24 protein-coding genes are annotated in these 25,784 nt (G+C 40.9%); 14 read left to right on the forward strand and 10 right to left on the reverse strand.

All coding sequences use genetic code 11. The features are described from left to right. Positions 1-25: 25 nt before the first annotated feature. Positions 26-463 carry a hypothetical protein gene (locus ACFFRD_RS17300; RefSeq protein ID WP_392482485.1) on the reverse strand — a complete coding sequence of 146 codons (438 nt, stop codon included), beginning with the start codon at positions 461-463 and terminating at the stop codon, positions 26-28. Between the two features lie 240 nt (positions 464-703). Between ACFFRD_RS17300 and ACFFRD_RS17305 the strand changes: the two genes are divergently transcribed. The 7 genes from ACFFRD_RS17305 (at position 704) to ACFFRD_RS17335 (ending at position 7,548) form a co-directional block, all read left to right on the forward strand. After that, positions 704-967: a hypothetical protein gene (locus tag ACFFRD_RS17305; protein WP_392482486.1), complete on the forward strand. Its 264-nt coding sequence runs from the start codon at positions 704-706 to the stop codon at positions 965-967. A 305-nt stretch (positions 968-1,272) separates the two neighbouring features. Further along, positions 1,273-4,113 carry a CHAT domain-containing protein gene (locus tag ACFFRD_RS17310; protein WP_392482487.1) on the forward strand — a complete coding sequence of 947 codons (2,841 nt, stop codon included), beginning with the start codon at positions 1,273-1,275 and terminating at the stop codon, positions 4,111-4,113. 28 nt (positions 4,114-4,141) lie between these two features. Continuing rightward, positions 4,142-4,459, forward strand: coding sequence for a CHAT domain-containing protein (locus ACFFRD_RS17315; protein WP_392482488.1), 318 nt, complete (start codon positions 4,142-4,144; stop codon positions 4,457-4,459). 3 nt (positions 4,460-4,462) lie between these two features. Beyond that, positions 4,463-4,837 (forward strand): hypothetical protein, encoded by a 375-nt coding sequence (locus ACFFRD_RS17320; RefSeq protein WP_334806081.1) that lies wholly within the window; start codon positions 4,463-4,465, stop codon positions 4,835-4,837. Beyond that, positions 4,837-6,276, forward strand: a complete 1,440-nt coding sequence (locus ACFFRD_RS17325) for a hypothetical protein (protein ID WP_392482490.1) — start codon at positions 4,837-4,839, stop codon at positions 6,274-6,276. The genes ACFFRD_RS17320 and ACFFRD_RS17325 overlap by 1 nt, the downstream gene beginning before the upstream one ends. Before the next feature lie 371 nt (positions 6,277-6,647). After that, positions 6,648-7,016, forward strand: coding sequence for a cyclic nucleotide-binding domain-containing protein (locus ACFFRD_RS17330; RefSeq protein ID WP_185582131.1), 369 nt, complete (start codon positions 6,648-6,650; stop codon positions 7,014-7,016). Between the two features lie 157 nt (positions 7,017-7,173). Then, entirely contained in the window at positions 7,174-7,548 is a 375-nt protein-coding gene (locus tag ACFFRD_RS17335) for a Lin0512 family protein (protein ID WP_392482491.1), read from the forward strand. 116 nt (positions 7,549-7,664) lie between these two features. Here the strand turns inward: ACFFRD_RS17335 and ACFFRD_RS17340 are convergent, their stop codons facing one another. From ACFFRD_RS17340 to ACFFRD_RS17350, 3 genes are all read right to left on the reverse strand, one after another. Beyond that, entirely contained in the window at positions 7,665-9,674 is a 2,010-nt protein-coding gene (locus tag ACFFRD_RS17340; protein WP_392482492.1) for a glycosyltransferase, read from the reverse strand. Between the two features lie 350 nt (positions 9,675-10,024). Next, entirely contained in the window at positions 10,025-12,844 is a 2,820-nt protein-coding gene (locus ACFFRD_RS17345; protein ID WP_392482493.1) for a DUF3131 domain-containing protein, read from the reverse strand. 72 nt (positions 12,845-12,916) lie between these two features. Beyond that, positions 12,917-13,288: a hypothetical protein gene (locus ACFFRD_RS17350; protein ID WP_392482494.1), complete on the reverse strand. Its 372-nt coding sequence runs from the start codon at positions 13,286-13,288 to the stop codon at positions 12,917-12,919. 56 nt (positions 13,289-13,344) lie between these two features. Here ACFFRD_RS17350 and ACFFRD_RS17355 point away from each other — a divergent pair, with 56 nt between their 5' ends. From ACFFRD_RS17355 to ACFFRD_RS17365, 3 genes are all read left to right on the forward strand, one after another. Next, the gene (locus tag ACFFRD_RS17355; protein WP_163929826.1) at positions 13,345-13,572 is read left to right on the forward strand and encodes a hypothetical protein; all 228 of its coding nucleotides are present in this window, start codon (positions 13,345-13,347) and stop codon (positions 13,570-13,572) included. Continuing rightward, positions 13,572-14,000 (forward strand): PIN domain-containing protein, encoded by a 429-nt coding sequence (locus ACFFRD_RS17360; protein ID WP_163929827.1) that lies wholly within the window; start codon positions 13,572-13,574, stop codon positions 13,998-14,000. Before ACFFRD_RS17355 ends, ACFFRD_RS17360 begins: the two co-directional genes overlap by 1 nt. Before the next feature lie 108 nt (positions 14,001-14,108). Further along, on the forward strand, positions 14,109-14,651 hold the full coding sequence (locus ACFFRD_RS17365) for a Uma2 family endonuclease (RefSeq protein ID WP_392483097.1): 543 nt from the start codon (positions 14,109-14,111) through the stop codon (positions 14,649-14,651). Between the two features lie 251 nt (positions 14,652-14,902). Here ACFFRD_RS17365 and ACFFRD_RS17370 read toward each other — a convergent pair whose 3' ends face one another. After that, positions 14,903-16,420, reverse strand: coding sequence for a DUF3131 domain-containing protein (locus ACFFRD_RS17370; protein ID WP_392482495.1), 1,518 nt, complete (start codon positions 16,418-16,420; stop codon positions 14,903-14,905). A gap of 149 nt (positions 16,421-16,569) precedes the next feature. Here ACFFRD_RS17370 and ACFFRD_RS17375 point away from each other — a divergent pair, with 149 nt between their 5' ends. Continuing rightward, positions 16,570-17,145 (forward strand): TIGR04376 family protein, encoded by a 576-nt coding sequence (locus tag ACFFRD_RS17375; protein WP_190965325.1) that lies wholly within the window; start codon positions 16,570-16,572, stop codon positions 17,143-17,145. A gap of 646 nt (positions 17,146-17,791) precedes the next feature. Beyond that, positions 17,792-18,352, forward strand: coding sequence for a nitrate transporter (locus ACFFRD_RS17380; protein WP_392482496.1), 561 nt, complete (start codon positions 17,792-17,794; stop codon positions 18,350-18,352). Positions 18,353-18,440: 88 nt separating this feature from the next. On the opposite strand, the gene ACFFRD_RS17385 is transcribed toward ACFFRD_RS17380, so the two are convergent. The 3 genes from ACFFRD_RS17385 to ACFFRD_RS17395 all read right to left on the reverse strand — a co-directional run bounded on the left by ACFFRD_RS17385 (position 18,441) and on the right by ACFFRD_RS17395 (position 21,612). Then, positions 18,441-19,871 (reverse strand): collagen-like protein, encoded by a 1,431-nt coding sequence (locus ACFFRD_RS17385; protein WP_392482497.1) that lies wholly within the window; start codon positions 19,869-19,871, stop codon positions 18,441-18,443. 87 nt (positions 19,872-19,958) lie between these two features. Further along, entirely contained in the window at positions 19,959-20,981 is a 1,023-nt protein-coding gene (locus tag ACFFRD_RS17390) for an NADP-dependent oxidoreductase (protein WP_392482498.1), read from the reverse strand. 13 nt (positions 20,982-20,994) lie between these two features. Beyond that, positions 20,995-21,612: a hypothetical protein gene (locus ACFFRD_RS17395; protein WP_392482499.1), complete on the reverse strand. Its 618-nt coding sequence runs from the start codon at positions 21,610-21,612 to the stop codon at positions 20,995-20,997. 361 nt (positions 21,613-21,973) lie between these two features. Here ACFFRD_RS17395 and ACFFRD_RS17400 point away from each other — a divergent pair, with 361 nt between their 5' ends. Together ACFFRD_RS17400 and ACFFRD_RS17405 are read left to right on the forward strand one after the other, a co-directional pair. Then, positions 21,974-22,858 carry a pirin family protein gene (locus ACFFRD_RS17400; RefSeq protein WP_392482500.1) on the forward strand — a complete coding sequence of 295 codons (885 nt, stop codon included), beginning with the start codon at positions 21,974-21,976 and terminating at the stop codon, positions 22,856-22,858. A gap of 71 nt (positions 22,859-22,929) precedes the next feature. Beyond that, positions 22,930-24,312, forward strand: a complete 1,383-nt coding sequence (locus ACFFRD_RS17405; RefSeq protein ID WP_392483098.1) for a Rieske 2Fe-2S domain-containing protein — start codon at positions 22,930-22,932, stop codon at positions 24,310-24,312. Positions 24,313-24,403: 91 nt separating this feature from the next. Here the strand turns inward: ACFFRD_RS17405 and ACFFRD_RS17410 are convergent, their stop codons facing one another. Further along, positions 24,404-24,769, reverse strand: a complete 366-nt coding sequence (locus ACFFRD_RS17410) for a DOPA 4,5-dioxygenase family protein (protein ID WP_392482501.1) — start codon at positions 24,767-24,769, stop codon at positions 24,404-24,406. A 347-nt stretch (positions 24,770-25,116) separates the two neighbouring features. Next, a complete protein-coding gene (locus ACFFRD_RS17415; protein WP_392483099.1) occupies positions 25,117-25,653 on the reverse strand; it encodes a universal stress protein in 537 nt (178 codons plus the stop codon). Positions 25,654-25,784: the final 131 nt, after the last annotated feature.

The raw sequence follows: 25,784 nt of genomic DNA on the forward strand, positions 1-25,784 counted from the left end.
CACTAGATTTATGCAATCAAGCGGATTATTGCAGCAAAGGAGTTGTGCCGTTACCGTTAGTTGACGCATTTGCAATTGCAGCTTGAGCCGGTTGAGTAGCAAGAACCGCTACAACTGGAGCAACTTTTGAACTATATTTTTTATTTCTTTTTCCATTAGAGCCGCCAGCTTTGGAATACTCTATACTGTTTCTGCCATAGATAGTTGCAACTCCACTTAGCATTCGTTCAGACATTTCGGAGAGGGCTTTATCCATCTGGGTTACTGTCTTACGCGATTCTTCAAGATTGGATACAAGCGTATTATGAGCTTCTAATGTCGCACGGGTAGTATTAACGAGGTGGTTGTAGGCTTCAATGGTTAATCCATGTCCTAAATCCAGATTTTCATCAATGGATTTAAGCAAGGCGAGACGAAGTTGGGCTTTGTCAACAGCAGCAGAACCACGAGTTCTTAAAGACATGAGATATCCTTTTTTTTAAGAATTCCTTTTTCAACATAGTTGAGTATCCTTTTGCCTGAGATGGGTAGTTTTGTGGATTTATTTCGTTGAAATTTTAATGAAATAATTACGAGTTTGTCTGTATTTTTACTCATTTTTTATATCTATTTGTTGTTTGAGAATAAGTGCAATCAGCAAATGCGAACGCTATATCAACAAATGCGATCGCTAAATCAACAAATGCGAACTCCAAATTAACAAATGCGAACTCCGAATCAACAAATGCGAACGCCAAATCAACAAATGCGATCGCCAAATCAACAAATGCAATCGCCAAATCAACAAATGCGAACTCCGAATCAACAAATGCGAACTCCGAATCAACAAATGCGATCGCCGAATCAGCAAATGCGATCGCCGAATCAGCAAATGCGATCGCCGAATCAGCAAATGCGAACGCCGAATCAGCAAATGCGAACGCTAAATCAACAAATGCGATCGCCTAAGAGGTTGTTTGAAAAGTAGTTAGCTGTGATTTTAGGCACTTGTTGATCCCCCCTAACCCCCCTTAAAAAGGGGGGAACCGGAATTAAAGTCCCTCTTTTTAAGGGGGATTTAGGGGGATCTAAAACCTTTTACTACCAACAAGAGGACTTTTAAAACATCCTTTGAGGATACAAGTTGCATTTGTAGCTATCGCAATTACATTAAAAATGACAAAATCTCGATTCAGAAAATTGTAGCGACTGTCAACTTTGTGTCTAATTTTTCGGGAATTGAGGATAATACTGTTGAAGCTTCATCAAGATGCGTCTAACTCACACCTGCTCATGAACGAACAGCGTTTACACGCTTATAATCAGCTAATTCAAAATCTGCTAGATTGCCCTAGCGGGGAAGAACCAGAAGTTTTAGCAGCTAATCAAAACCTTGTGGATGCAGATTTAGTGCAGGTAATGCTACAGATGGCAAGTAAACTGATACGGCAAGGTGAGTTAGATCAAGCTAATCGTTTGATGAATATAGCAAGACATCAGCTTGGGGTGTATGGTGATTCATTATCGTCTACTACAGAGGAAAAATATTTAAATTTTTTGCTTGATGTGTTGCAAGCAACAGAAGAAACCAAGGGTGATGCTCAAGTAATTTACCCATTACTGGAAGCAAATACAGATAAACTCAATGATATTTTTGCTGAATTATTGCGCCTTTGGGCAATAAATACCCTAGCAGAAGCAGAACCAGATGCAGCAGCAGACATCGCTATGGTGATTGTTACGTTTAGTAATCGGATTAGCGATTTTCCTTTGGGTAGCAAGGCCAGTAACATAGAAATTGCGATCGCTGGCTACGAAATTACCCTAACTGTTTACACTCGCAGCGCCTTTCCTCAACAATGGGCAATATTGCAAAATAATCTGGGGGCTGCTTACTTTTACAGAATACAAGGAGAGCGAGCCAATAATATTGAAATGGCGATCGCTGCTTCTAGAGCCGCACTCAAAGTATATACCCGCAGCGCCTTTCCGCAAGAATGGGCAATGACACAAAATAATCTGGCGGCTGCTTTGAGTGACAGAATACAAGGAGAGCAAGCCGATAATATTGAAATGGCGATCGCTGCTTCTAGAGCCGCACTCGAAGTATATACTCGCAGTGATTTTCCTGTTGATTGGGCAACGACGCAAAATAATCTAGGGGCTGCTTACAGTAACAGAATATTAGGAGAACGATCTGAGAATCTGGAAAAAGCTATTGCAGCTTATTATGCTGTACTAGAAGTCAAAACCCGCAACGCCTTTCCTGAAGGTTGGTCAATGACGCAAAATAATCTGGGGGCTGCTTACAGTGTCAGAATATTAGGAGAACGAGCCGAGAATCTGGAAAAAGCTATTGCGGCTTATTATGCTGCACTAGAAGTCAGAACCCGCAGCGCCTTTCCTGAAGATTGGGCAATGACGCAAAATAATCTGGCGACTGCTTACGGTAAAAGAATACTAGGTGAGCGAGCCGAGAATCTGGAATTGGCAATAACTGCTTTTACTGACACACTGAAAGTATACACTCGCAGCACCTTTCCTGAAAATTGGGCCAGGACGCAAAATAATCTGGGGCTTGCTTACCATTACAGAATATTAGGAGAACGGGCCGAGAATCTGGAAAAAGCTATTGCGGCTTATTCTGTTGCACTGGAAGTCTTAACCCGCAGCACCTTTCCCCAAGATTGGGCAATGACGCAAAATAATCTGGGGCTTGCTTACGGTGACAGAATATTAGGAGAACGGGTCGAGAATCTCAACTTGGCGATTGCTGCTTATTTTGCTGCACTGTCCGTATATACCCACAGCGCCTTTCCTGAGAAATGGGCAATGACGCAAAATAATCTGGGGAATGCTTACCGTGACAGAATAAAAGGAGAAGAAGCCGAGAATATTGAATTGGCGATCACTGCTTATTCTGCTGCACTCGAAGTATACAGCCGCATCGCCTTTCCCCAAAATCATGCGACAACTTTATTCAATCTTGGTCTTGTCTACCAAGATACAAAACAATTTGACTTAGCTTACAATACCTTTGCCTCTACCATTGCTACAGTCGAAGCTTTGCGCGGAGATATTGTTTCTGGCGATGAAGCCAAGCGTAAACAAGCAGAAGAATGGAATCAGCTTTATAGACGTATAGTGGAAGTGTGCCTAGCTATGGGCAGAGACACCGAGGCAATAGAATATATTGAACGCAGTAAAACCCGCATTTTAGTAGAACTGTTAACTAAAGCAACATTAACAAGTCCAGAAAATTTGCCTTTAGTTAATAGCAGCACCCACTTTGGAGAAATTCAAAACCTCTTAGACAACAAAACTGCAATCATCGAATGGTATCTTTTTGATGATTGTTTTCGCGCTTTCATCATCACCCGCGACAATAACAAGCCAGCCATTTGGCATTCTAATGAACAAGACTTAGATGCTTTAATCGATTGGAGAAATGAATATCTAGGCGACTACTACAACCTGGAAGACGAAAATAAAATCCAATGGCAGAATCAGCTAGAAGAACGCCTGAAAAAGTTAGCAGAAATTTTGCATATTGAGCAAATTATAGACCTAGTACCCGAACAATGCAAAAGATTAATCCTTATTCCTCATCGCTACTTACACCTGTTTCCTCTCCATGCTTTACCTGTTAAGGAATCATACCTAATTGACTTATTCCCCAACGGCGTAGGCTATGCACCCAGTTGTCAACTTCTGCAACAAGTCCAACTGCGTCAACGTCCTGATTTTAAATCATTATTTGCCATCCAAAACCCCACAGAAGATTTATATCAAGGCTACGAAAAAGATTTAGGAGCAGTTGCAGCCATCAAGAAACAGTTTGCCGATGCTCATATTTTGAAGCAAGACCAAGCTAAAAAGTCAGCAATTCTGCTTGGCATTAATGAAAATATTCACAATGTCACACTAAATGAAAAATTGCTGAAAGCTAACTGTGCTTTTTTCTTCTGTCATGGATACTTTGACTTTGCTTCTCCCCAAGATTCTGGTTTACAGTTAGCTGATGGAAACCTGACTTTAGCAGATATCATTACTCACTTCAAACTAGAAAACTGTCGCCTAGTCACTCTCTCTGCTTGCGAAACTGGTTTGAACGGACTTCACAAGCACGAGTGATGAATACATTGGTTTACCCAGTGGATTTTTGTTAGCTGGTAGCACCAATGTAGTCAGTAGCTTTTGGACTGTCAGCGCTACAGCTACAGCTTTATTGATGATAAAATTTTACGAAGAACTACAGCAGCAAAGTAATATTGTATTAGCTTTAAATACAGCACAACGTTGGTTAAGGGATACGACAGTCAAAGGCTTTCAAGATTGGTTGATTAACTCCTCACTAAGTTGGGGTTGTAAGATATATTTAAATGAATACTTTATTGCTAGTCATGAAAATGCCTTAACCAAGCCGTTTGAATCACCTTTTTATTGGGCTGCTTTTTGTAATATAGGTAAAGGAGTTTAGAAAATGTCAATTTATAGAAATAGCATCGAAGCTTTTATTCAAGTGCTTGACTCTCAATCAAATTTGATTCCGACTCAAGACTGGAATGAATTGCAGCAACTATCTGGTCAGTTACCAGAAGACAATGAGGAAATTGTAGAAATCCTAGAAAATTGGTTGCAACCAGAATCCCGTAATCAAGTTCTAGAAGTTTACAAGCAAAATCTGAAATTACTCAGTACTGCATCTCCTATTGATGGAGGTGTAAACATAGGAATAGGTAATACTAAATCACAAACTCAAGCCAATCAACCTAGTCAATCATCAAAGGAACTTATAGAGAATGCTATAAAAACCAACTCTCGTTTATCTGAAAACACGAAACCCGACAAAAAATAGTGAAGAATTTCAGCCTCAGCCTCTATGCTTTTCATCTCCGCCACACCCTAACTCAAGTTCCTGGTGAAGTTGTGACAGATGCTAATCTCTTGTGGGAAAATCTGGTGAAAGTGGGTGAAGGTTCGCTAACTTTTGTTGGGTTGAAAGATTTACGCTCAAAGTTAATTTGTTATCAAAATGGTAAATATGACCCCAATCGGGAAATAGGAAGAATACCAGAACTATTAATTGATGCTCAAGATTTAGATTTGGGTAGTCTCCCCACAACAGAAGGCTTTAAAATTAATGCTAATCTTCAACCTTTCTTGCTTAACGATACTTACGCAGTTGATTTAACTTTGGTTCCAGAATCACCAAACATTTCTATAGACATACCACAACTGCAACATTTTAAACCAAGTTCCCTACTACCATCTAATATTCAAGCATCTTTAGGACAAACATTATGGATTTATGGAGAAGTAGACCCAACTGAAGATTGTGATACACTAGCTAAAAAATTAGCCATAGCCTTAGTAGCTGGCACAAATTTAAATCCTGTAAGAACACAACAAGGAGAACTATTTGATAGTCTTTTATTTGAATATCAAGCACTTGACCCAGATGAACCAGATAATCCTGCCAAACAATGCCATATTTTAATAGTTATTAATAATAGTCAAGTTCCAACAGCAACACTTGCAGGAGAAGCATATAACTGGTTGCTAAATTTACTATGTAGCTACCACAAAATCCTTTTCATTTATCAACTAGCGCGTCAACGCTATCGAGACGCGAGAACAATTTATAGTAATTTAGAAAATAAAATCCAAGAATTTAACAGACTGATATCTGGAAATCAAACACAATTATCTGGTTATAGTAATTTAGAAAATAAAATCCAAAAATTTAATAGCCTGATATCTGAAAATCAAACACAATTATCTGGCTTAAAAAGCTTAATGGGAGAAATCCCCAAAAAAAGCTTTGATTACACCAGATGCTTGCAAGATTTACAAACACACCACACAGCAATTACTACTAATATTACTAATTACAGAATTTGTTTAGAGAAGATTCAAACTATTGATAGCGGGAATAGTCCCCAATCCTGGCAAAATTTTATTAATAAAGACTGTAAAAAATGGCAAGAACAAATACAAACAGATATTAACTATCTGACTCCAGGTCAAGAATTGTTTGGACAATTCGTTGATACTATCCGAGGTATAATAGAAACAGAACAAAGTGAGCGCGATCGCTCGTTAGAAAACACAATCCAAATATTAGGTATCGGCTTTGGCGGTGGTGCGATCGCCTCTGGCGTATTCACAACACACATTGATAAAATTAATCTACCGTTAGTACAAAAACATCCCCTTTACGCATCGTTAACTTTAAGCATCATTGCTACCGTGGTATTTATCGCTTTAGGTTGGTTAATTACCAAACGTAAATAAAGTAAATTCTTAAAAGAAACTATGCAAATAAAAGACATGACCACAGAACAGTTACAAAACTTGAACTGTAATCCCCCGATAAATTAGGGGACTTTAAGAGCTTTTTGCCTGCCTTTTTAAGGGGGGTTGGGGGAATCAAAAGCCTGTGGCGCAACTCTAGAAGACTTGTGTGTACACCGTAGCTCCGACTCAGAGAGGGACGGTTTTGCCTGCATAGTAAAACCAGGGAGAGGTTTTTAGGCGATTAGGAGACTAATCAGGAATTTTGCTGAGATTGAGAGTTAATCAACATAAAGTAGTATACTTTTCTGGGTTCGTCTAAAGCTATCAACAAATTTCGTCTAAAAACCAAAAATTTTGGGGTCGCTCTAATGCTAAGTCCTGTAATAACAGTCAGTATCTTTCAAAAACAACCCGATCCTGAAGCATTCTCAGCAGGTGAAGTCATCTTTGAAGAAGGACAGTCTGGTGATAGTATGTACGGCATTCTGGAAGGAGAGGTAGAGATAGTAGTTAATGGCAAGGTTGTAGAAACTATTGAGCAGGGCGAAGTTTTTGGTGCTGGAATACTTGTAGGAATAAAAAATAGAAATTACACAGCTATTGCCAAGGTGGATACTAAACTAGGTTTTCTTGATGAAGAAGGGTTTCTCTTTGCCGTTCAGGAAACACCTATGTTTGCCATACAGGTGATGAAAAGTTACTCAGAGCGTCTTAGTCGCTTACAACGTCTGGTCTGAAGGAGGCAGGGGGCATGAGGCAGGATTATCTGGCTTGGATTCTAGGACTCTGCGTGAAGGGTCTTGTAAGGAAGAGATGCAGTATTCCAACTGAGCCTTTTGTCCTCACTACAGCTGCCTTTGGTGGTGAAAGGTGGAGAATTTACCGGAGGTAGTAATGGTGCGTAAACGGTTGATTATTGAGATGGGGATGGGAATAGATCAGCATGGACAAGAACCTACAGTAGCAGCATCTAGGGCGGTACGGAATGCGATCGCTCACAATGCTTTACCTGGTGTTTGGGAAGTTGCAGGTTTAAGCCATCCCAATGAAATGATTATAGAAGTTCAGGTAGCAGTGCCATATCCAGAACAAGTTAGAGAAGAAGAGGTACTAGCTGTCCTACCATTTGGTCGGAAAACTCTTACCGTAGAATCTGGGGGAATGATAGTTCAAGGGCGGGCCATTCCTGAACTCAACGATAAAAATGATGAAATGTTGATTGCGATCGCATCGGTTACAGTTCTGATCGAAAATGAGCAGTTGAGCTAAAAAATGCAGTATTTATTTCATCAAATGAAGCATCTGTGAACAATTATCTGTATTTAATTACTTGGTGATTATTGGACACAGAAAGAACGAAAAAATACTTTGCTCTGTATTACCTTTTAGGTTTCTTTTGAAGGTTGCCAAACAGATGCGCGAATGATAGCCGACAAAAGTAACAAGTTATAGATAGCCCACACACCATTGAGTAAGTGAACCAAAGGATTATTTAGATAACCAATTGCAAAACGATAAAGACTCCATAATATCCCCAGAATAGTGAGGATAAAGATAACTAACTGTGGCCAAACCAGCCTGAGATAAATACCAGACTGCCTTTGCTTAGGTGTGACTTGAAAATTGAGTTTTTGTCCTGTGAACACACTCCATACAGCTTGGATTAGCAGGGGGAATAAAGCGATCGCATATTGTTCAGAACGCCAAATTTCTGTAGCTGGAATGCCCCAGGTAGCTGCTAAGAACGTGAGACGGTTGATAATAAAAGCGGGGAAAAAGTGTATCGCAAAGTCAGACCCGTAGGTTTTAACTGGAACAATGTCCGTAAAAAAATAGATAATTGGACAAGAAATAAACACCAGAGTTGCAAAACCAGAGAAATAACTATACATCGTCTTAAAATATTGCAACCTTTGCCAAAAGGTTAGTCCTGATTTTGTCAGTGGATTTTCCCGAACTAGTACTTGGATAGTTCCTTGTGCCCAGCGTAGTCGCTGCTTAAGAGTAGAACTCAGGTCGTCTGGTGCTAAACCTTCTGCCAAAAGTTCATTGTGATAAATAGATTTCCAGCCAGCACTATGCAGACGCATGGCTGTATTCATATCTTCTGTAATACTATTACTCGATACCCCACCAACTAAATCAAATTCATCTAAACGTTTTTCATCTTTGGCAAATTCATCAGCAAAATTTTGCAGTCCTACACTAACTAGTGCTTCACGCCTCAATATCGCATTTGTGCCTGTATAGAACGCAGCATTCATGCCATCTTTACCTTGTTGAAGTGGCCCATAAAATAAATTTGATCGATGTCCAAAAGGATCGCCTGGAGGAATATTGTAAAAATCCTGGCGAGTCTGTACAAAAGCAATTTGATTCTGGTCGTATCTTCCTGTTGAAAGATTATATGTATAGAAATAAGGTACAACTCGCTTCAGAAAATTTTGCTTGGGAATGTGGTCGGCATCTAGAGTAACAATAAAATTTCCTGCCGTTTGTCCAGAAAAAATTGCGTAATTGATGTTGCCTGCTTTAGCATGATGTGCTACACCAGGTGTCTTGGGACGAGCGATATACCGAAACCGAGAGAGTTCCAAAAGTTCGAGTTCTTTCTTACGAATAGTTTCCTCTAGGGCTTTCCGTTCGGTAGTGAGGCGATCGCGTAGCGTCTCTCCAGGAGAATTACTAATACCTTGATGATTCGGAGATAACCAAAGAATAAATTGTCGCAGGCTTTGCACAAATTCCGTAGCCAACTGATTAACCACGGGTTCTGATGATGATGTTTGCAACCATTGTTCTGCGGCTTGAGTATTAGGTGTCAGATTTTCTAGTTGCTTTAGACGCTGCAACAAATAAGAGTGTTCTGCATCAATCCGATTTGCTTCTTGTTGTAGTTGTGGTGACTGCAAATCCTCAATACACAATCTTTCTGTCATAGCCCGTATATCAGCCGAGTTACCATCATCCAGGACATAAACTCGTAATTTTGTTGGCGGATAATCCATTTTCAGAGCAGCTTTGGCAGTTTCCTCTACAATTTCCGGCGGTTCGTTGTAGCAGGTAACAAAGACATCTACTGTTGGCCATTCGGATCTTGGTAAAGGTGGGGTCATTTGGTCGAGAGACTTAATTTGTCGGACTAAAGGTCGCCATAACCCAATCACAAACATCGCACCGCCGAAATAGCTATAAATTTCTGCTATCAGCAAAGGAATAGAGATCCACAACGCATCAAAATTGATGGAATGGGTGATGCGCCATTGCAAATACCAGATACCAAAAATTAAATTTATTTCTGCAAGATAGCGAAATAACAGCGTTCTTTTTTTGAGTAATGAGCGACTGTTACCAGAAAATTTTGAGGAATTATCACTAATAGAAACTGAACTCATTTTGGTAGTTTTTTAGATTTTAGATTTTAGATTCGACTGCGCTCATTAACCATCGAGGCCATAAGCAAAAGCCAAGCTGATAGGTATATGTTGCAATGAAAAGACTGTGTTTTTAGGAACCAGGATTTATGCCAAAAGGAGAGAATGTCAGACCAATAAAACTGCAAACAAAAGAGAGGCTATTCCCGATGAATTGGGAAGCCCCGTCTGTGTATAGGTTGGGTTAGCTTACATAATCTGCATTCTCTCAGAATAAGTATTCCCTACTTGAAGTGATTACTAACAACTTATTATCAACCCAACATTACTGACTAGAGAAGGCAGGGACGCATCTTTGCATTTCTGCGATCTTAGTGACCATCGCTCCTTGAAACCCAGTAACTACCAGAACTATCAGAAATTAACTTGGTTTGTTGTGTGGCAGTGTTGGGTAGACCTCGCCCAGAATTTCCCTTACTAACTTCTTGCCACCAAGGAGATTTCATGTCATTTGTCGGACGAATTAGAGGTTGTTGATTCATTACCTTGTACAGCAAGGATTGCAAAATCATACTGTTGGTGCTGCTGGTGAAACCAACTGCTGTTTTACCAGTATTTTCATAGAAACCCTCATAAAATCCAGCTAATGGGTTATATAAGTCAGTCGTTCCTTGCAGTAACTCTTGACTGTACTTGTTTTCTGGAAGCAGGGCATGATAGGCAAAAGCGACTGCTGTACTTACCAATCGCCCTTTTGGTACAGTTTGCCCATCATCTCCTAAAGCCACCCAAGACTCACCTTTTCCAGTAATTGTGCTGTGGACAGTGTAAGGCTTACGATCAATCAAGGTGGTAGCTGAGGCTGTGAGGTTGCCGGTGCGACGATAACGTTCAGCTTGTGCTTGAAAAATTGGTGCAAAGAGCGATCGCATTTGTGGATCTAGTCCAAACTCCAAAGCATAGAGTAAGAAAGGATTACTAACTGTGTATTGGTTTTTGGAGTTGCTATCTTTGCGGTGGCGTTGAATTGGCACTTTCACTCCCTCTACTAAGGCAGTTTGATATTCTCCGCCAACAGCAGAACCATTAACATTAAATCCCCATAATTGAAAAGCTCTAGCTGCATATTCTTCATATCCCAAGCGGGTTTCTGGGTTGACGCGGATTAGCGATCGCCCTTCTTGCTCTTTGGTGACAGTCGCACTGGATAGAATACCTTCGCGTACCACACGCAAGTATGACCAATCCAGCACAATTTTATCTACCGCAGCCGTGTATTCTGAATGACAGGTTTTTAAGTTGTAAAGTGCTACCAGCATTCTACCTAAATCCAAAGCTGACCAGCCGTTTCCTTCTGGGGCTGGATTTCCACCGTAATCTACTGGTTGGAGCGATCGCGTATCATAACTCCGACCCGGTAATTCTCCAGCAAACAATGGTAACTTTGTCAAAGCTCCTAAAAGATGGCGGGTGCGCTGGTCAAATTCCTTGGGAGTAATTATATCGAGCGATCGCGCTGCATGGAGCGCTGCGAGATAATCTCCTAGTCCCCAGAGGGTTGCGCCTTTGAAATCACTGCGATCGTCAATCAGCCCATTTTTGGAGTGATAATTCGCTTGAAAGTATCGCCAAGCTGCTTCTGCATAACGCCGTTCAATAACCGACAGTGGTCGCTCCATCTTGATCTGAGATGATGGCTGAGGACTATCTACTGGTGGAATAGGTGCAACGGCGACTTCTGTAGGTTTAGAAGTATCCGCAGGGGTTGCAGGCGGAGTTTTAACAGTAGAATTCGGTTGATTTGAGGATGTTTTAGCCGGAGTTTTAACAGTAGAATTCGGTTGATTTGAGGGTGTTGCAGGAGAAGCATTTTCACTCGGCTTGCCAGTAGACACACTCGCAGAACCAGAAGCAATTAAAGGGTGATTTCCCTTAGCTTTGTAGTACAAAATCTCCAAAATCAGCCCATTAGTATTACCTGTCAAAGCTTTATTAGGCTGTTTTGATTCTTCATAGATACCAGCATAGTAACCACTATCATCAGGGCTACGGAGATCCTTGACAGCATCAAAAACTTTTTGAGCATAAGCATTCTCTGGAAAAAGATAGCGCCAACCAAAAGCAGCTTTGGTGCTGATGCTGCGAAACTGTGGATAAGGTTGATTAGCATCCGTGATTGTTGCCCAGTTTGCACCGTTGGCGTAGACGGTGTTGTAGAGAAAATAAGGCGCTTGATCGATATTATCTTCTGTAACCGCAGTTAACTGCCCTGTGGTATCGTAACGCCGTTTTTGTACATCTAAAACCCTGGCAGCAAAATCAGCTAATTCACCTTGCAAGCCAAACTCAATCCCTTCAAGGATATAAGACTCACTAACAACGTAATTATTAGCATTAGTGCTTTTAAAGTCACGGGTATCAACGGGAATTTGCACACCATTAATTTCGACTAACTTAAACGGTTCTAAAGCAATAGCCTTGGGTGCGGAGAAACCCCAAAGTCCATAACCTCTAGCGCCGTATTCTTCGTAGCCGAGTCGTCCTTCTTGCACCAACAACGTTTTGTTGTCTGGGAGAACAGTAGCGCCAAAAAGTTGTCCATCTTTGAGCGATCGCGCCACTTGCCACTTCGCTACAATTCCTTTAAGCCAATCATTATATTGAGGGTGACAGGTGCGGATGACATCAAATGCTGCAAGTATTCGCCCGACATCCAAAGCAGACCAACCAATACCTCGCTCCAGTGGATTATTTCCATAATCAACCATTTGTGAATTGGCTGCGTTATAGACTTTATTGGGCAAGGCATCTTCAAATAACTTTAAGCTGCTGAGAGTCGTTAAAAATTTGTTGAGACGAGCATCAAAATCTGCTTGGTCAGTGAGATTCAACCAGCGTGCAGCATTCAACGCCATCAGGTAGTTACCCATATCCCAAAGTGTACCAGAAGGATAACCCCCTGTAGAATTGGTAAATCCTGTTGCTGGCTGATAGTTTTTGACAAAATACTGCCAAGCCCCACGAGCGTAAGTTTGTTCTTCAGGTGTCAGAGGGGCTGTAATATTGCTACAGCTATTGGAATTTTGAGATAAGACTGGTGTCGGGATGTAAAACAAAAATTGCAGAAATGTTCCAATTAGGAACAATGCAATCCATCTCAACAGCTTTTGTTGAGGAGGTTTGTATATCATAAGGCGAAGAAAGAGTTAGGAGTTAGAAGCGCATAGCGCGTCTGTACAGTTATATTCCTAAATCAAGATTTATTAGGTGTATTTTTTGTGTAATGGCTTTATCGATTCGGTGGAGTCGGTATCTTTAATAAAAGTTTTAATTGATATAAGTATTGTCCTAGATTTTCTGTTGCAGCAATGCCTGCGGTGGGCTACGCCTACGTCATTTCGAGTTAAAGACATTGAGGTTGGTAGTATCCCCAAAGCAGCATGGCGGTCTGCGTCTTGGCAGAAGTAGCAAATGCTTTGTTGAATACATTTTTTATCATTTTTGCGGTTATGAGTTGATAACCACTTTGGACATTGCTCGCGCGATCGCTGATGATTTTTGAGATGGGGTGCGATCGCAAAATAAAAATAAGACCTGCACTTGGGAACTGTAACAGGGTCAATAAATCTGGTCATAGAAGGCGCGATCGCTCATACTAGATGTTAGACACCTTCGACTATAGGAGCCGTCTATGTTGCTACAAGAATTGAAGGAGCAGGTCTTCAAGTTACCACCAAGCGATCGCCTTGCACTGGTAAGCGCCATCATTGAGTCCTTGCAAGACACGCCAATTTCTGAGCCTGAGCGCTCTAGCGCGATTAGACGGATGCGAGGCTTGCTAAAAACAGACCAGCCAGCACCGACTGATGAAGAAGTGGCTGCAATGTTAGAAGAGCGACGAGTGGACAAGTATCTTTAATGAAAGTTTTAATTGATACAAATATCGTTCTAGATTTTCTGTTACAGCGATCTCCATTTTTCCAAGACGCGGAACTGTTGTTTCAGGAGATTGATTCTGGTCGTGTCGTTGGACATATCACAGCGACAACACTTACAGATATTTTTTATATTTCCCGAAAACACACGCGCAGCATAGAGCAAGCACGGCAAGCAGTTTCAGAAACGCTGACTGTTATGGTAATTTGTCCTGTTAATCGAGCCGTCTTGAAATCAGCGTTTGGATCTGGTTTAGCTGATTTTGAAGATGCTGTTCAAATCGCTTGTGCTATTGCTCAAGGTTTAGATGCTATTGTGACACGCGATACGCAAGGTTTTTTGAGTTCAACCGTACCCGTTTTATCAATTCATGACTTGTTAGAGCAGTTAGGGGCGCAAGATAGCAAGTAGTTGGTTGTCAGGCAAAGATGGTGATCGTATTTTCAGATTGTCCCAAACACAGTCCAGCAACTTTTAAAATTAAACTAGGTCTATCACAAGAATGTGAGCAATTCTGCTATTAAAACCCTGGCTAAATGGTCTGTAGACGACTATCACCGCATGGTTGAGGCGGGCATTCTGCATGGTCGTCATCTGGAATTGCTAGCAGGCGAAATTGTTGAGATAAGTCCAGAAACCCCAATTCACTACACCACAGCAAAACGAGGTGCAAAATATTTAGAAGAGTTGCTATTAGGTAAAGCTGATGTCCGCTTCAATGGGCCCATTACACTATCCGACTCGGAACCCGAACCTGATATTGCAATTGTTCGACTTCCAGAATCATCCTACAGCGATCGCCATCCCGCTCCTCAAGATATATTTTGGATTGTAGAAGTTGCTAAAACCAGCTTAAACAAGGACTTGGAGATCAAGGCTGCGATTTATGCTACGGCTGAGATTCAAGAATATTGGGTTTTAAATTTATCTGCTAAACAGATGATTGTGTTCAGAAACCCTCAAAATGGTAAGTATGTTGAAGAATATACTCTTACACAAGGAACGGTTACACCATTAGCATTCGCAGATATTTCAGTGTCCGTTCAGAGACTTTTGCCATAAAGTGGCGTTACTTAATGGATATTGCAAATTACCGTAGTTACACGGTATGCAATACTTTTCGGTTAAACCCAATAATCTCTCTTTTGGTCTGGGGAAAGGTTAAGGGGGAAAGGGGAAAGGGAAATTCAAACCCTTTCCCTTTCCCCTTTCTCCCTTAACCGAAAAGTATTGACACGGTATGGACATTGCACAGTAGATAACTTCTATTATGCAACGCCAATTTTTTCATATCTGATAATCTTAGCTGTAACTTATGGTGTTCTGATAGCCCTTTTGGTTGACTTCTGGCTTTTGACTCCTGCCCAAACGGTGAGTGGTTGTCCAACTTGTTTATACAGTAAGCTTTCTAAAATTACGCCATTATTGTTGGCGGTGAGAGTTTTATTTGGCTGACGCATAGACTCATAAAAGCCGTTGTACCAACCATCTTTAGAGTTAAGGTTAGCTTGGACGAAATTAAATAACTGCTGCGTATAATCAGTATTATAAAGCACGTGCCAGCCGATCGCAGCTTTGGCACTGAGGAACCGCAAATCGTTGTGTTTTTGTTGGGTATCTGTGATGGTTGCCCAAGGTTCTCCGTTGACAAACAAGCTGCTGTAAACAAAGTAGGGAGGGCGATCTAAGTTATCTTCGGTGACAGCAGTTAATTGTTTTGTCGCTTCATAACGCCCTGCTTGAGCAGCTAAAATCCGATCGGCATAAGCTTTAGGCAAAGCTTGAAACCCAGTTTCGATACCATCTAAAATATAGGGTTCGCTAAGAACGTAGTTATTGGCTCCAGAGTTTTTATAGTCGCGGCGATCATAAGGAACTCCCTGTCCGTAAAGATCAACAAAGGCAACATTGGACTGATAGTCCAATGCTTGTGTAACATTCAAGCCCCAAAGCTTTAATCCGTAGGCAGCATAATTCTCATAGCCCAAGCGGCCTTCTTGATTGTATTGTTCTCTACCTTTAATAACGGCAGTCCCGTACATTTTTCCATTTTTGGTAATGCGCTTGACTTGCCAATGTTTCCAAACGTCTGTAGAAAGCGATCGCATTTCTGGATACTTTGCCTCGACAATCTTCAACCAGATTGCCATCCTTCCTAAATCAATAGCTGACCAACCAATTTCTTCGCGTTTTTCTAGTTGACCATAATTGACGGGTACGAGGGTTTTGGCATTGTAAACCTTGTTGGGTAATTCCCCTTTATATAAAGGCATTGATGCCAGGGTTTTCAACATTTTGCTCATTTTGGCTTCAAATTCAGCCGCAGGCACGATATTGAGTTCTTTAGCACTAACTAAGGCTGCGATCGCTGCTGTCTGATCCCACATACTGACGGAGGCAAAGCCATCAACGGAATTGATCAAACCAGTTTCATCATTCCAGTTGCGCTGGAAATATGACCAAGCAATACGTGCCGTTGTCATTTCCTCTGGAGTTAGTTTTCCAACTCCCGGAGCAATGTAGGGAATTATCGCTACTGTGAGTTGGTTCTTAGGAATAGCTTGACCTGGTAAAACTACAGATTTAGCATCAAGACTGGCAATGATTTCAGCTGCTTCAGCACCAGATGTAGGGTTTTGGGGTTTCTTTGGTTGTACCAACTGGCGTGAAGTAGTTTCGGATGTTGAGATTTCCGGTTTTTCTATGGAAGCTTGGGAAAGTTGCTTAGACCAACTATTTAAAATTGCGATCGCTATTACAGCTGTAACTACCCCTCCTACAGAAGCTAGTATGGACAAGTTCTTAGGTGGCGGTTGAAAATCAGAACTCATACTGATTAAAGCCTTATTTTGTAAGTCAGCGTTGTTTACGTAGTTTCACCACATACATTCTTCCCAACTTTGAAATCTAACTAACACCCAGAAGTCCACCTGACTACTACAATAAAATAGTCACGCACCCGATCTCTGGAGTTCTAGCAGTGGGATTATTTGATGATTTGAGTCGGTTTTTAGAAAACCGTTTAGAAGAATTCTTGCGTAACAATCCACATTTGGAGTTAGAGGCGCTGCTAGAACAGCTGCGTGAGCAAGAAGAAGACACATTAAAGCTGATCGCAGATTTACAATTGCAAGAGAAGCGATCGCAAGAAGAAATTCTCTCCACCGCTCAAGAAATTCAGCGTTGGCATATCCGTGTTCAAAAAGCCAAAAACGCCGGCAGAGAAGATTTAGCGACTGCGGCGGGTGAGCGAGAAGCAGCCCTGTTGCGCGAAGGAAATCAGCGCTGGGGACACATGCAAGGGCTGAAAGAACGCATTAACCAATCTCAAGAACTATTACGAAAAATCCAGCAACGGCGACAAGAGGTTCAAGCTAAAGCAGCCGAAGCACAAACAGCCCGTGATAAAGCACAAACTCAACAGCGTTTTGAAACCAGTGGCTGGTCAAATAAAACTAGCAATTATTCTAGTGGGTTTGATGACTTAGAAGAGAAGTTCCGTAGCTGGGAAACCCAAGATGAATTAGAACAAATGAAGCGGAATCTAGGGAAATAATCGCATCTGGATAAAAAGGACACCTGAAATTTATAACGTAAATGTATAATTACTTATTTTACAGTAATCATACATCGATTGAAATGGTATAACCAATCGCAGCGCTATATGGAATGCCAATCATGTCTTTCTTTTTGTTTGCATTGAAATAACGCTGACAGAGTTGATTTTTGAAGAAATAGACACCCGGATTTTTCAGTGGTAAAAAATCCGGGCAACGCATTGGCTTCCCTACAGTAATTTTGTTTTTACTTAATAAAGTATATCGACACTCCTTATTTTATAAATATTCTGTATTGCTCATAACAAATTTTGTTATTTATGTAATATTAAAAATCTTACATATTCATACTTACTACAATCATCAAACAATTAAAATTTGGAAATTGTATTTAATTTACTAATCAGGATTTATTTTTCTGATAAAGTTTACTAAAGTCAAGCCTTACCCCTCTTTACATTACGACCAAAACATCGTAATAATACCTAACTTTTCTTGACTAATTCCCAACAAGGAGAAGATAGAAATAATCTTATATTTTTCAAAGAGAGCGTGTAATTTAACACATTTTTATCTTCGCTATTTTGTGTTGTTGCCACAGTATTTTCTAAATCTTTTCCATGAGAACTGAGGCAGAGAGAATATATGTTTTTAGACATTTTAGCTAGCCTACAACGGTTGTTTGTGGGTTACATTCCTGCCGCAGTGTTAGGTAGTTTTATCGGATACCTAATAGGCATGAATAGCATGGTTTATCAGTTATTTAGGCTGATATTCCAGATACCACATAGTATCCCTCCTATAGCTTTGCTACCTATTGCATTAATAGTATTTCAAGAGAGCGAATCGGCTGCTACTACAGTAGTTTTTCTAGGAACTCTCTGGACGATGATTATTAATACAGCAATTGGTATGCAACATTTTCGTAGGCAAAATAATAACTTTCGAGTAGCTATATTCCATATATTTCATGCCTTGAAAGTTAGTATTTGGGTAGCCTGGTTTATAGTTATTTCTATAGAAATGTTAACAGGACCAAAAGGACTTGGCTTTACTCTCTGGGAAGCTTATAAAGCTGGCAATGCTGATTATATGATCCAGGTGATCCTCTACATTGGTATCATTGGCTTTTTGCTGGATCAGTTACTAGATTTTGCAGCTTATATTCTTTCGCAAATGGTTTCAGATGGGAAAAAATCTTCCTAAATTTTATCTAGTACAACACGGCAGAAATAAACCACCTATTCCAAATTAATAAAATGCTTACGCTGTATTCATTTTTAATTTTTAATTTTTAATTCCGCCTTGCGGTACTAGGCTTGCGGATTGCACCCTGCCAGCTAATAGTTTGCTTGGCAGAACGTATTCCCAAGGAACGAGTTGCTACGACTTCAATATCAACGTTGATACCAGGACGTAAAGCTGAATCAGGAATTTTGAGCTTGCCTAAAGCTAGAGTAAAACGGTTGTAGTCACGAGTCACAAGTTCGTTGGGAATATCCCCTTCATATTCAGTTTTGTAGCCAGAAAAGCCGTACAAGTTATCCTGGGCGCGGAATTTGATGCGAAACTGAGTATTAATAGCATCAGATTTCGCTGCCAAATCAACTATTTTTAAGTTGAGGTTTTGTCCTGCTTCGGCAAACTCTGCTACAGCTAACCGGGTGACATCTTTTTTGGGAATGGCATGGTTAACGGTAAATGTTGTTAAATTAGCTTCATTCTTGATGCTACCATCAACCCATAAGTCCTCGGCAAAAGTAACTTCGACTTGTTTGTTGTCAGTTAAATTAACTGTTACAGCTTGATTGCCAAAGCTGGTAATAGGTTGTTTTTCTTGCCAAGCTATTTGAAAAATTTCTTCTAGACGCTGTTCAAACTCTCGATAATCATCTGCGATCGCAGAACCAGGCGCAAGTAGAGAAGTTGCCCCTTTGCGTTGATTCCACTTGTTCTTCGAAAGGTTTACTGGTTTGTTTGTCAGTTCCGAAATTGCTAGCTGTACCGTTGGAGTATCAGCCGCCAAAGCTTCCTTGCTATTTACAATACTTAAAGTTCCTAAGCGCCCTTGGCTACCATCGCTACCATCACTGCCATCTCGCCCATCGCTACCGTCGCTACATCGATAAACCTTTTCAGTACACTTGTAATCAGGGCTACCGGGGGTTCCTTTGCAGGTTTTCACTTCCCACCTCCGCCTATGACAGCGACAACCCTCCGTACCGTTGCCACCTCTACCGCCGCGTCCACCTTGCCCACCAGTTGCCCGAACAGAAATGTTTCGTAAATCTGCCAAATTGCTGTAATACACTGTGAGGGAACCACCATTTCCTCCATCTCCTCCCTTACCGCCATTGCCGCCATTGCCACCATTTGGTGCATTTATATCATGGCTTACGCGTAGGCGTTGCCCGCCGTAGGCATCGCGTTGATAACCACAGTCAGGGCGATCGCTATGTTCCCCGTCTTCCCCATCTTCACCATCTTTACCGGATAAATCAAGATTAACGGGTGAACCATTAACAAAAATGTTTTGGTTTTCACCGCTTCTACCCGATCGCCCATCGGTTCCTGTACGTCCATCTCTGCCATTATTTCTGGCTACTCTATAATATTCGTCAGAGGCAACGGCTGGACATAAAACTGAACCAGAGGCAGGCAAAAAGCTCGTAAATAAGCAGAATGTCAGCAGTAGTGGCAGCTTACTCCTAAAATCATTGTGCATTTAGTTACACCTAAAACTTTAGTTGAATTATCTACTACTGACGCTGACTTTCGACAATTTGCTCCTTTCTGTTTAGTGATGTGCCTTTCAGTTGACTGTTGAGTCGTCATTAACCTTGACAATCAGCTTGCCAAAATTCTCACCTCGAAGTAAACCGATGAATGCACGAGGAGCGTTTTCTAAACCAATAACTACATCTTCTTTATACTTAAGTTGACCAGACTGTAACCATCCAGAAACATCACGCAAAAAACCATTAAACCGATGTTGATAATCGGAAACTAAGAAACCTTTGATTAAAGCTCGTTTGACTAGCAATGGCATTAAATTAGGCCCTGATGGAGTAGATGTAGCGTTATACTCCGAAATCAAACCTACTAGTGGAATTCTTGCCCCAAGGTTGATTTGCTGCAATACAGTTTCTAAAATCACACCTGCTGTATTGTCATAGTAAACATCAATGCCATTAGGTGCAGCTTCTTTGAGTGCTGAATCAAGTTCTTGGGTTTTGCGGTTAATGCCAACATCAAAACCTAATTCTTTAACTATATAGTCTCGCTTATCGTCACTCCCGACAATTCCCACTACTCTAGCACCTTTAATTTTGGCAATTTGACCTGCTACTGCACCGACAGCACCAGAGGCGGCTGAAACCACAACAGTTTCACCTTCTTTCGGTTGACCAATATCAAGCAAAGCAGCATAAGCAGTCAGACCAGGCATACCCAGTACACCTAAGCTATAAGATAAAGGTGCTTGAGTGGGATCAAGTTTACGCAGTGTCTCACCCTTAGATACAGCATAAGTTTGCCAACCGTTATTGCTCAGAACAAAATCCCCTACTTGAAATTGAGGATGATTTGATTTAATTACTTGGCTGACTGTACCACCCACGATCGCAGAATTCAATTCTACTGATGCAGCATAAGACTCGCTTGCACTAATGCGACCACGCATATAAGGGTCGAGAGATAGATAAATGGTGCGGCTAAGAATTTCGCCTTCACCCGGTTCGGGAGTTGGTGTTTCTACTAAAGCAAAATCACTCTCTTTTGGTTCGCCGACTGGACGACTTTTGAGGATGATTTGTTTGTTCATTAAATCAGACATCAGTTATTTTCCTCTAAATTCTAAAATGTTGCAAAAAATTGTAGCGACTGTCTTGAATGTCAAGTGCGATCGTTAACAAAAAAGCGGGACTCTTAACATTGACGCAACTGGAGAACGCTGCGCTAGATTCTGTGGTGGCTGGTACGGGCAAAAAAACTAAGTCTACAGAGTTGTCTGGGGCTAAGGTAAGTTCGTTTGGAGGATTAATTGGAACCACTTTGACCTTACCAAAAACCTCTGGATTAGCTGCTAGCTTCTGTTGAAAAGCCAAAGTGGGTTTACTGCTACTAGCAGAGTTAGTAACTATGAGTTGTCCCTTTGATGCTAGAAATGGGGCTAATATCTCGGTATACCACCCACTCCCTGGCCATAATTCAACCACAGTCATGTTGGGGCGTAAACCAAAGAATTTTAGAGTTTCGGCGGGGTGGCGGTACTTGTCGCGATCGCGATTTGCAAGGGAGCGATGACTGCTAGTAAGTATGGTTTGGAGTGTTGTTGTACCATCGAAAGTTGGGGATTTTCCGCTCTCGTTAGCTAGAACACTGGGGGGCATCACAGATGCCAATATAAATAAAGCTAGAGTCAGGGTTTTTAGCAAGCCTTGGCGGTATATAAGATTTTGTCTCATAAATATTTTTTCTCCTTTCGGTCAGCATAAAGGCAAATCAATACTTTTTGGTTAAACCCAATAATCTCTCTTTTGGTCTGGGGAAAGGTTAAAGGGTAATGGGGAAAGGGAAATTCAAACCCTTTCCCTTTCCCCTTTCCCCCTTAACCGAAAAGTATTGAAGGGCAAATAGCCCCTTCTAATCGTGTTATGCCTGATTCTCTAGGTTGTTTATCGAAACAGAATTCTGACCGAAGAGGAGCGATGGCGCGAAACGCCACCCAGAGGCGATCGCACAAACAGATAACTCATAAAAGTTAGCTTTTTTCTGGTGGATCTACTTATAATTATTCCAGCATTTACCAATTACCCCCCATCACTTATGGCAATACTTCAACTGATTGAACCTGAAGTTAAAGATTTGGGTGGGTTTATTGCCCGCCGCAGTTTGCCATATCTTCATTGTCAAATGGTTGGGCCATTTATCTTCTTTGATCATGTTGGCCCGTCTGTTTTGCCACCCAACAAAGGTATCGATGTCCGACCACATCCTCATATCAATCTTGCCACCGTAACTTACCTATTTGATGGTGCTTTGATGCACCGCGATAGTTTAGGCACTGTGCAGGAAATTCAACAGGGTGCCGTAAACTGGATGACGGCGGGAAAGGGGATTGTACATTCGGAGCGATCGCCAGACAGCGATCGTCAAAAAGAAAGCACCATTCATGGCATTCAAACCTGGGTCGCCTTGCCTGTAGAATACGAAGAAATCGATCCAAGTTTCACTCACTATCCTGCCCAAACCCTTCCTACCTGGGAAGAGAATGGCGCTATCATCAAACTCATTGCTGGACAAGCACTTGGGTACACCTCACCAGTCAAAGTTTTCTCACCTATTCTCTATTTAGATGTAATACTGTCTGCCAATGCTCACTTTACTATCCCCACTGGTTATTCAGAAAGGGCAGTATACAGCGTCACAGAAGGTTTAAGCATTAATGGGCAACTGCTAGAGCCATATCGCCTTGCCATCCTAGAACCAGCAGATGAAATCAGGGTTTCTGCTGCTGCTCCAGCTCGGTGTATTGTTATTGGTGGTGAACCATTGGGTACACGCTACAAATGGTGGAATTTTGTTTCTAGCCGACCAGAGCGGATAGAGCAAGCAAAAGCCGATTGGCAAGATTGCCGCTTTGCTAACGTTTCAGAAGAAACAGAGTTTATTCCACTGCCAGAAGTGGTGACAGAGGCTAATCCCTTTTAGTATCAGTATGGCGTTGCGGGTAGGCGATCGCAAACCTAATTAAAAAAGTTGAATTATTAGTTAATTTGATGATGACTAGCTTCTCTTGGACTAAACAGTGGTATCCAATAACTCCCGTCAGCTATCTGGAACCCTCTTATCCGACCCCTATCACTTTGCTTGGAAAAAAGCTGGTAATCTGGAGAGACAAACATCAAAATTGGGTAGCAATGGATGATAGTTGCCCCCATAAATTGGCGCAGTTATCTTTAGGAAGTATCAATGAAAATGGAAACCTAATGTGTCGTCATCATGGTTGGTGTTTTGATGAGACGGGAAAATGTACAAATATTCCGATGTTGAGTGACGAAAAGGCTTTAAAAGCTGCTTGTAATAGTGAGCGATCGCAAGTAACAACATACCCTACTCAAGTGCTACAAGGATTACTATGGGTCTGGGCAGATAATAGTCCTACTGCCTTTGAAGATAGTACTTCCAAGCAACCTGCCCTGATGCCAGAATCTCAACTTGATAGCTCGTTGACCGATTGGTTTATGTCAGAAGTTCCTGTTGGTTACACTGTCTCTGTCGAAAGTAGTTTTGATCCTTCTCACGCTCAATTTTTGCATAAAGGAATTGCTGGATTTTCTCCAGAAAGAGCTATCACCATGCAATATTTTGAAGTATTTGGAGAAATGTCTGCTGAAGATGGTTTTACTTTAAAGCATTCTGGTTACAATATTTTTAACAAAGATATGGATGCGACTAGGAAGTTTACTCCACCGTGTTCTAATACAACAAGCTATAAATATTCTAACGGTAAATCTGCTTTATTTCAGTTGTATTTTGTGCCCACAAAATCAGGTTATTGTAAACAAATTGGTAAATTTATTGCTGATAGCCCTCCACAAAAAGGTAATTTCTGGTTTGAGCTTCTGCCCAAATATTTGCAAACTGGGTTAAAACATTCATCTAGCTATAAGTTGAATAACCAAGATTTATCAATGATGCACTCTCAAGCTGTTAACGAATCTGTGGTGAATAAAACTTGGCAAAAGTCATATTTTATGCCTTCAGTAGCTGACGTTGGCATCGTTACTTTTCGGAAATGGTTAGATGAATTTGCCGGTGGTAAACCCGCATTGCAGGGAGTAGCAGAAGTACCTTTTCAAGAATTAAGTGATGAGCAATTATACGATATCTGGCACAGACATACAAAGCATTGCCCTAGTTGTCGACAATCTCTAGTTTTGATAGATAAAGTCAAAAGTTTTTGTCAAAATTTGACGCTAGGATTGACGATTTTAGCATTGTTACTAATCATAATTAATCTACCTATAAACATAGTCATCACGCCAGTTTTACTTGGCATACTAAGTTTAATTTGTGGCTATAAATTAGATTCAATTCGAGAACGCTTTCTCAGCAGTATTCCCAAAAAAGGTTTACCCGTAGTTGAATTATATGAAAATTAACATCAGAAGTTTGTAGTGGGGACTTTAGTCCTCATCATCAAGTTTCACGCCTTAGTCCATAACTTTTACCCAACAAAGTGGGCAACTTGCCTTAATTGGATGAAGTCGAACTCAGCTGTCGAAGAAACTCAATATTCAAATCTAACTTTTCTCCTAACCAAAGAGAATAAATCGCGTGGTCTGAGACAGCATCGCCTGTCTCAGGGTGGACGAGAATATCTAATCCCTCACGATTAAGCATTAACCAAGGAACGACTTTATCAAACTGATTCGGTAAGAAAGCAACTTGATACATCCCTTTTGGGTGAGGCCCAATAGGCTTATCAAACCAGCGTCCGAGTTGTACGTCAAATCTAGCGCCCAATCCTTCACGTATACGCGCAGCGACATCCCGACTCGCAGCATCGAAGTAAACATGAGCATGAAAACCAGCGATCTCAATGGTATCTTCTTTCATAGATCCACTTTTTGCTCTCAACTCTAATTTTGGGTAGAGGACTTTTTCTTTTTCACTGAAAAAGCGATGTCTACGACGGGCTACGCCTACGCTCAATTTTAGCCTAATACCGTGCAGTTAAGGATAGTCTGTAGCGATTTAACTCTATAGAGGCCATTAATTGAGGTAATTGGGTAGTTGAAAATAAACCAAATTCAGAATTTGGCTGGCAATGATTTATGCAATATTAGTAGTCTGTCAAATTTAAATTGATGGTAAGCAAGTTCGTAGTAAGGACTTTAGTCCTTCTCTTCTAAACCCTAAAATCCTTACTACAAACCCTCAAAAATCTTTTGACAAAGTAGTAATTAGTTAACGCTTAAAGTACTTGTAGTTTCTTTGACAACTTCATCTTTTTTAACAGCAGATGAAAGATGCACAATATGAACCGAACAAGAAGCATGGTGAAGAACGTAGTTACTCACACTACCGAGAAATAGTTCCATTAGCCCAGAATGACCCCGCCGCCCCATAACAATTAAGTCAGCGCCATAACTATGGGCTAAGTCACAAATAATTCTGCCAGGATTACCAACATTTTGCGTAAATTCTGTATTTACACCTGCTGTATTAGCTTGGGCAGAGAAAGATTGTAACATCTGGATTCCCAAATTTTTAAAGGTATCCCACTGCTTTTGGTATAACTCAAAGCTTTGACTAGTCAATCCTGGATAGTAGTCAAAATTAGACATCATAGGTACGTAAGGGCTACCCTCTTCTTCTGGAGATAGGACATGGACTAACATTAAACTAGCTTGTGTTAACTTTGCTAAACTCAATGCTTCTTCAAAAACTTGTTGCCCTATTTCCGAGCGATCTAATGCAACTAAAATCTTTTTAAACATCATAATAGACCTCCTATTTCATTGGTAATTGGTCTTTACTGTTTCAGATTTCCAAATGCTGGATTGTCAAAAATGACTAATCCCTCAACTATGTTTAGCGATTTTTGAATTTAAATATTGTTAAAGGTTTT

Origin of the sequence: Nostoc sp. C110 (genome assembly GCF_043099725.1) — a bacterium.
GTDB classification, from domain to species: Bacteria; Cyanobacteriota; Cyanobacteriia; order Cyanobacteriales; family Nostocaceae; genus Nostoc; species Nostoc muscorum_A.

Bases quoted from the DNA above. Each gene is read 5' to 3' on its own strand.
- ACFFRD_RS17300 (WP_392482485.1), bottom strand. From the start codon at position 463: ATGTCTTTAAGAACTCGTGGTTCTGCTGCTGTTGACAAAGCCCAACTT.
- ACFFRD_RS17305 (WP_392482486.1), top strand. From the start codon at position 704: ATGCGAACTCCGAATCAACAAATGCGAACGCCAAATCAACAAATGCGA.
- ACFFRD_RS17310 (WP_392482487.1), top strand. From the start codon at position 1,273: ATGAACGAACAGCGTTTACACGCTTATAATCAGCTAATTCAAAATCTG.
- ACFFRD_RS17320 (WP_334806081.1), top strand. From the start codon at position 4,463: ATGTCAATTTATAGAAATAGCATCGAAGCTTTTATTCAAGTGCTTGAC.
- ACFFRD_RS17330 (WP_185582131.1), top strand. From the start codon at position 6,648: ATGCTAAGTCCTGTAATAACAGTCAGTATCTTTCAAAAACAACCCGAT.
- ACFFRD_RS17335 (WP_392482491.1), top strand. From the start codon at position 7,174: ATGGTGCGTAAACGGTTGATTATTGAGATGGGGATGGGAATAGATCAG.
- ACFFRD_RS17340 (WP_392482492.1), bottom strand. From the start codon at position 9,674: ATGAGTTCAGTTTCTATTAGTGATAATTCCTCAAAATTTTCTGGTAAC.
- ACFFRD_RS17345 (WP_392482493.1), bottom strand. From the start codon at position 12,844: ATGATATACAAACCTCCTCAACAAAAGCTGTTGAGATGGATTGCATTG.
- ACFFRD_RS17350 (WP_392482494.1), bottom strand. From the start codon at position 13,288: ATGACCAGATTTATTGACCCTGTTACAGTTCCCAAGTGCAGGTCTTAT.
- ACFFRD_RS17355 (WP_163929826.1), top strand. From the start codon at position 13,345: ATGTTGCTACAAGAATTGAAGGAGCAGGTCTTCAAGTTACCACCAAGC.
- ACFFRD_RS17360 (WP_163929827.1), top strand. From the start codon at position 13,572: ATGAAAGTTTTAATTGATACAAATATCGTTCTAGATTTTCTGTTACAG.
- ACFFRD_RS17370 (WP_392482495.1), bottom strand. From the start codon at position 16,420: ATGAGTTCTGATTTTCAACCGCCACCTAAGAACTTGTCCATACTAGCT.
- ACFFRD_RS17380 (WP_392482496.1), top strand. From the start codon at position 17,792: ATGTTTTTAGACATTTTAGCTAGCCTACAACGGTTGTTTGTGGGTTAC.
- ACFFRD_RS17385 (WP_392482497.1), bottom strand. From the start codon at position 19,871: ATGCACAATGATTTTAGGAGTAAGCTGCCACTACTGCTGACATTCTGC.
- ACFFRD_RS17390 (WP_392482498.1), bottom strand. From the start codon at position 20,981: ATGTCTGATTTAATGAACAAACAAATCATCCTCAAAAGTCGTCCAGTC.
- ACFFRD_RS17395 (WP_392482499.1), bottom strand. From the start codon at position 21,612: ATGAGACAAAATCTTATATACCGCCAAGGCTTGCTAAAAACCCTGACT.
- ACFFRD_RS17400 (WP_392482500.1), top strand. From the start codon at position 21,974: ATGGCAATACTTCAACTGATTGAACCTGAAGTTAAAGATTTGGGTGGG.
- ACFFRD_RS17405 (WP_392483098.1), top strand. From the start codon at position 22,930: ATGACTAGCTTCTCTTGGACTAAACAGTGGTATCCAATAACTCCCGTC.
- ACFFRD_RS17410 (WP_392482501.1), bottom strand. From the start codon at position 24,769: ATGAAAGAAGATACCATTGAGATCGCTGGTTTTCATGCTCATGTTTAC.
- ACFFRD_RS17415 (WP_392483099.1), bottom strand. From the start codon at position 25,653: ATGTTTAAAAAGATTTTAGTTGCATTAGATCGCTCGGAAATAGGGCAA.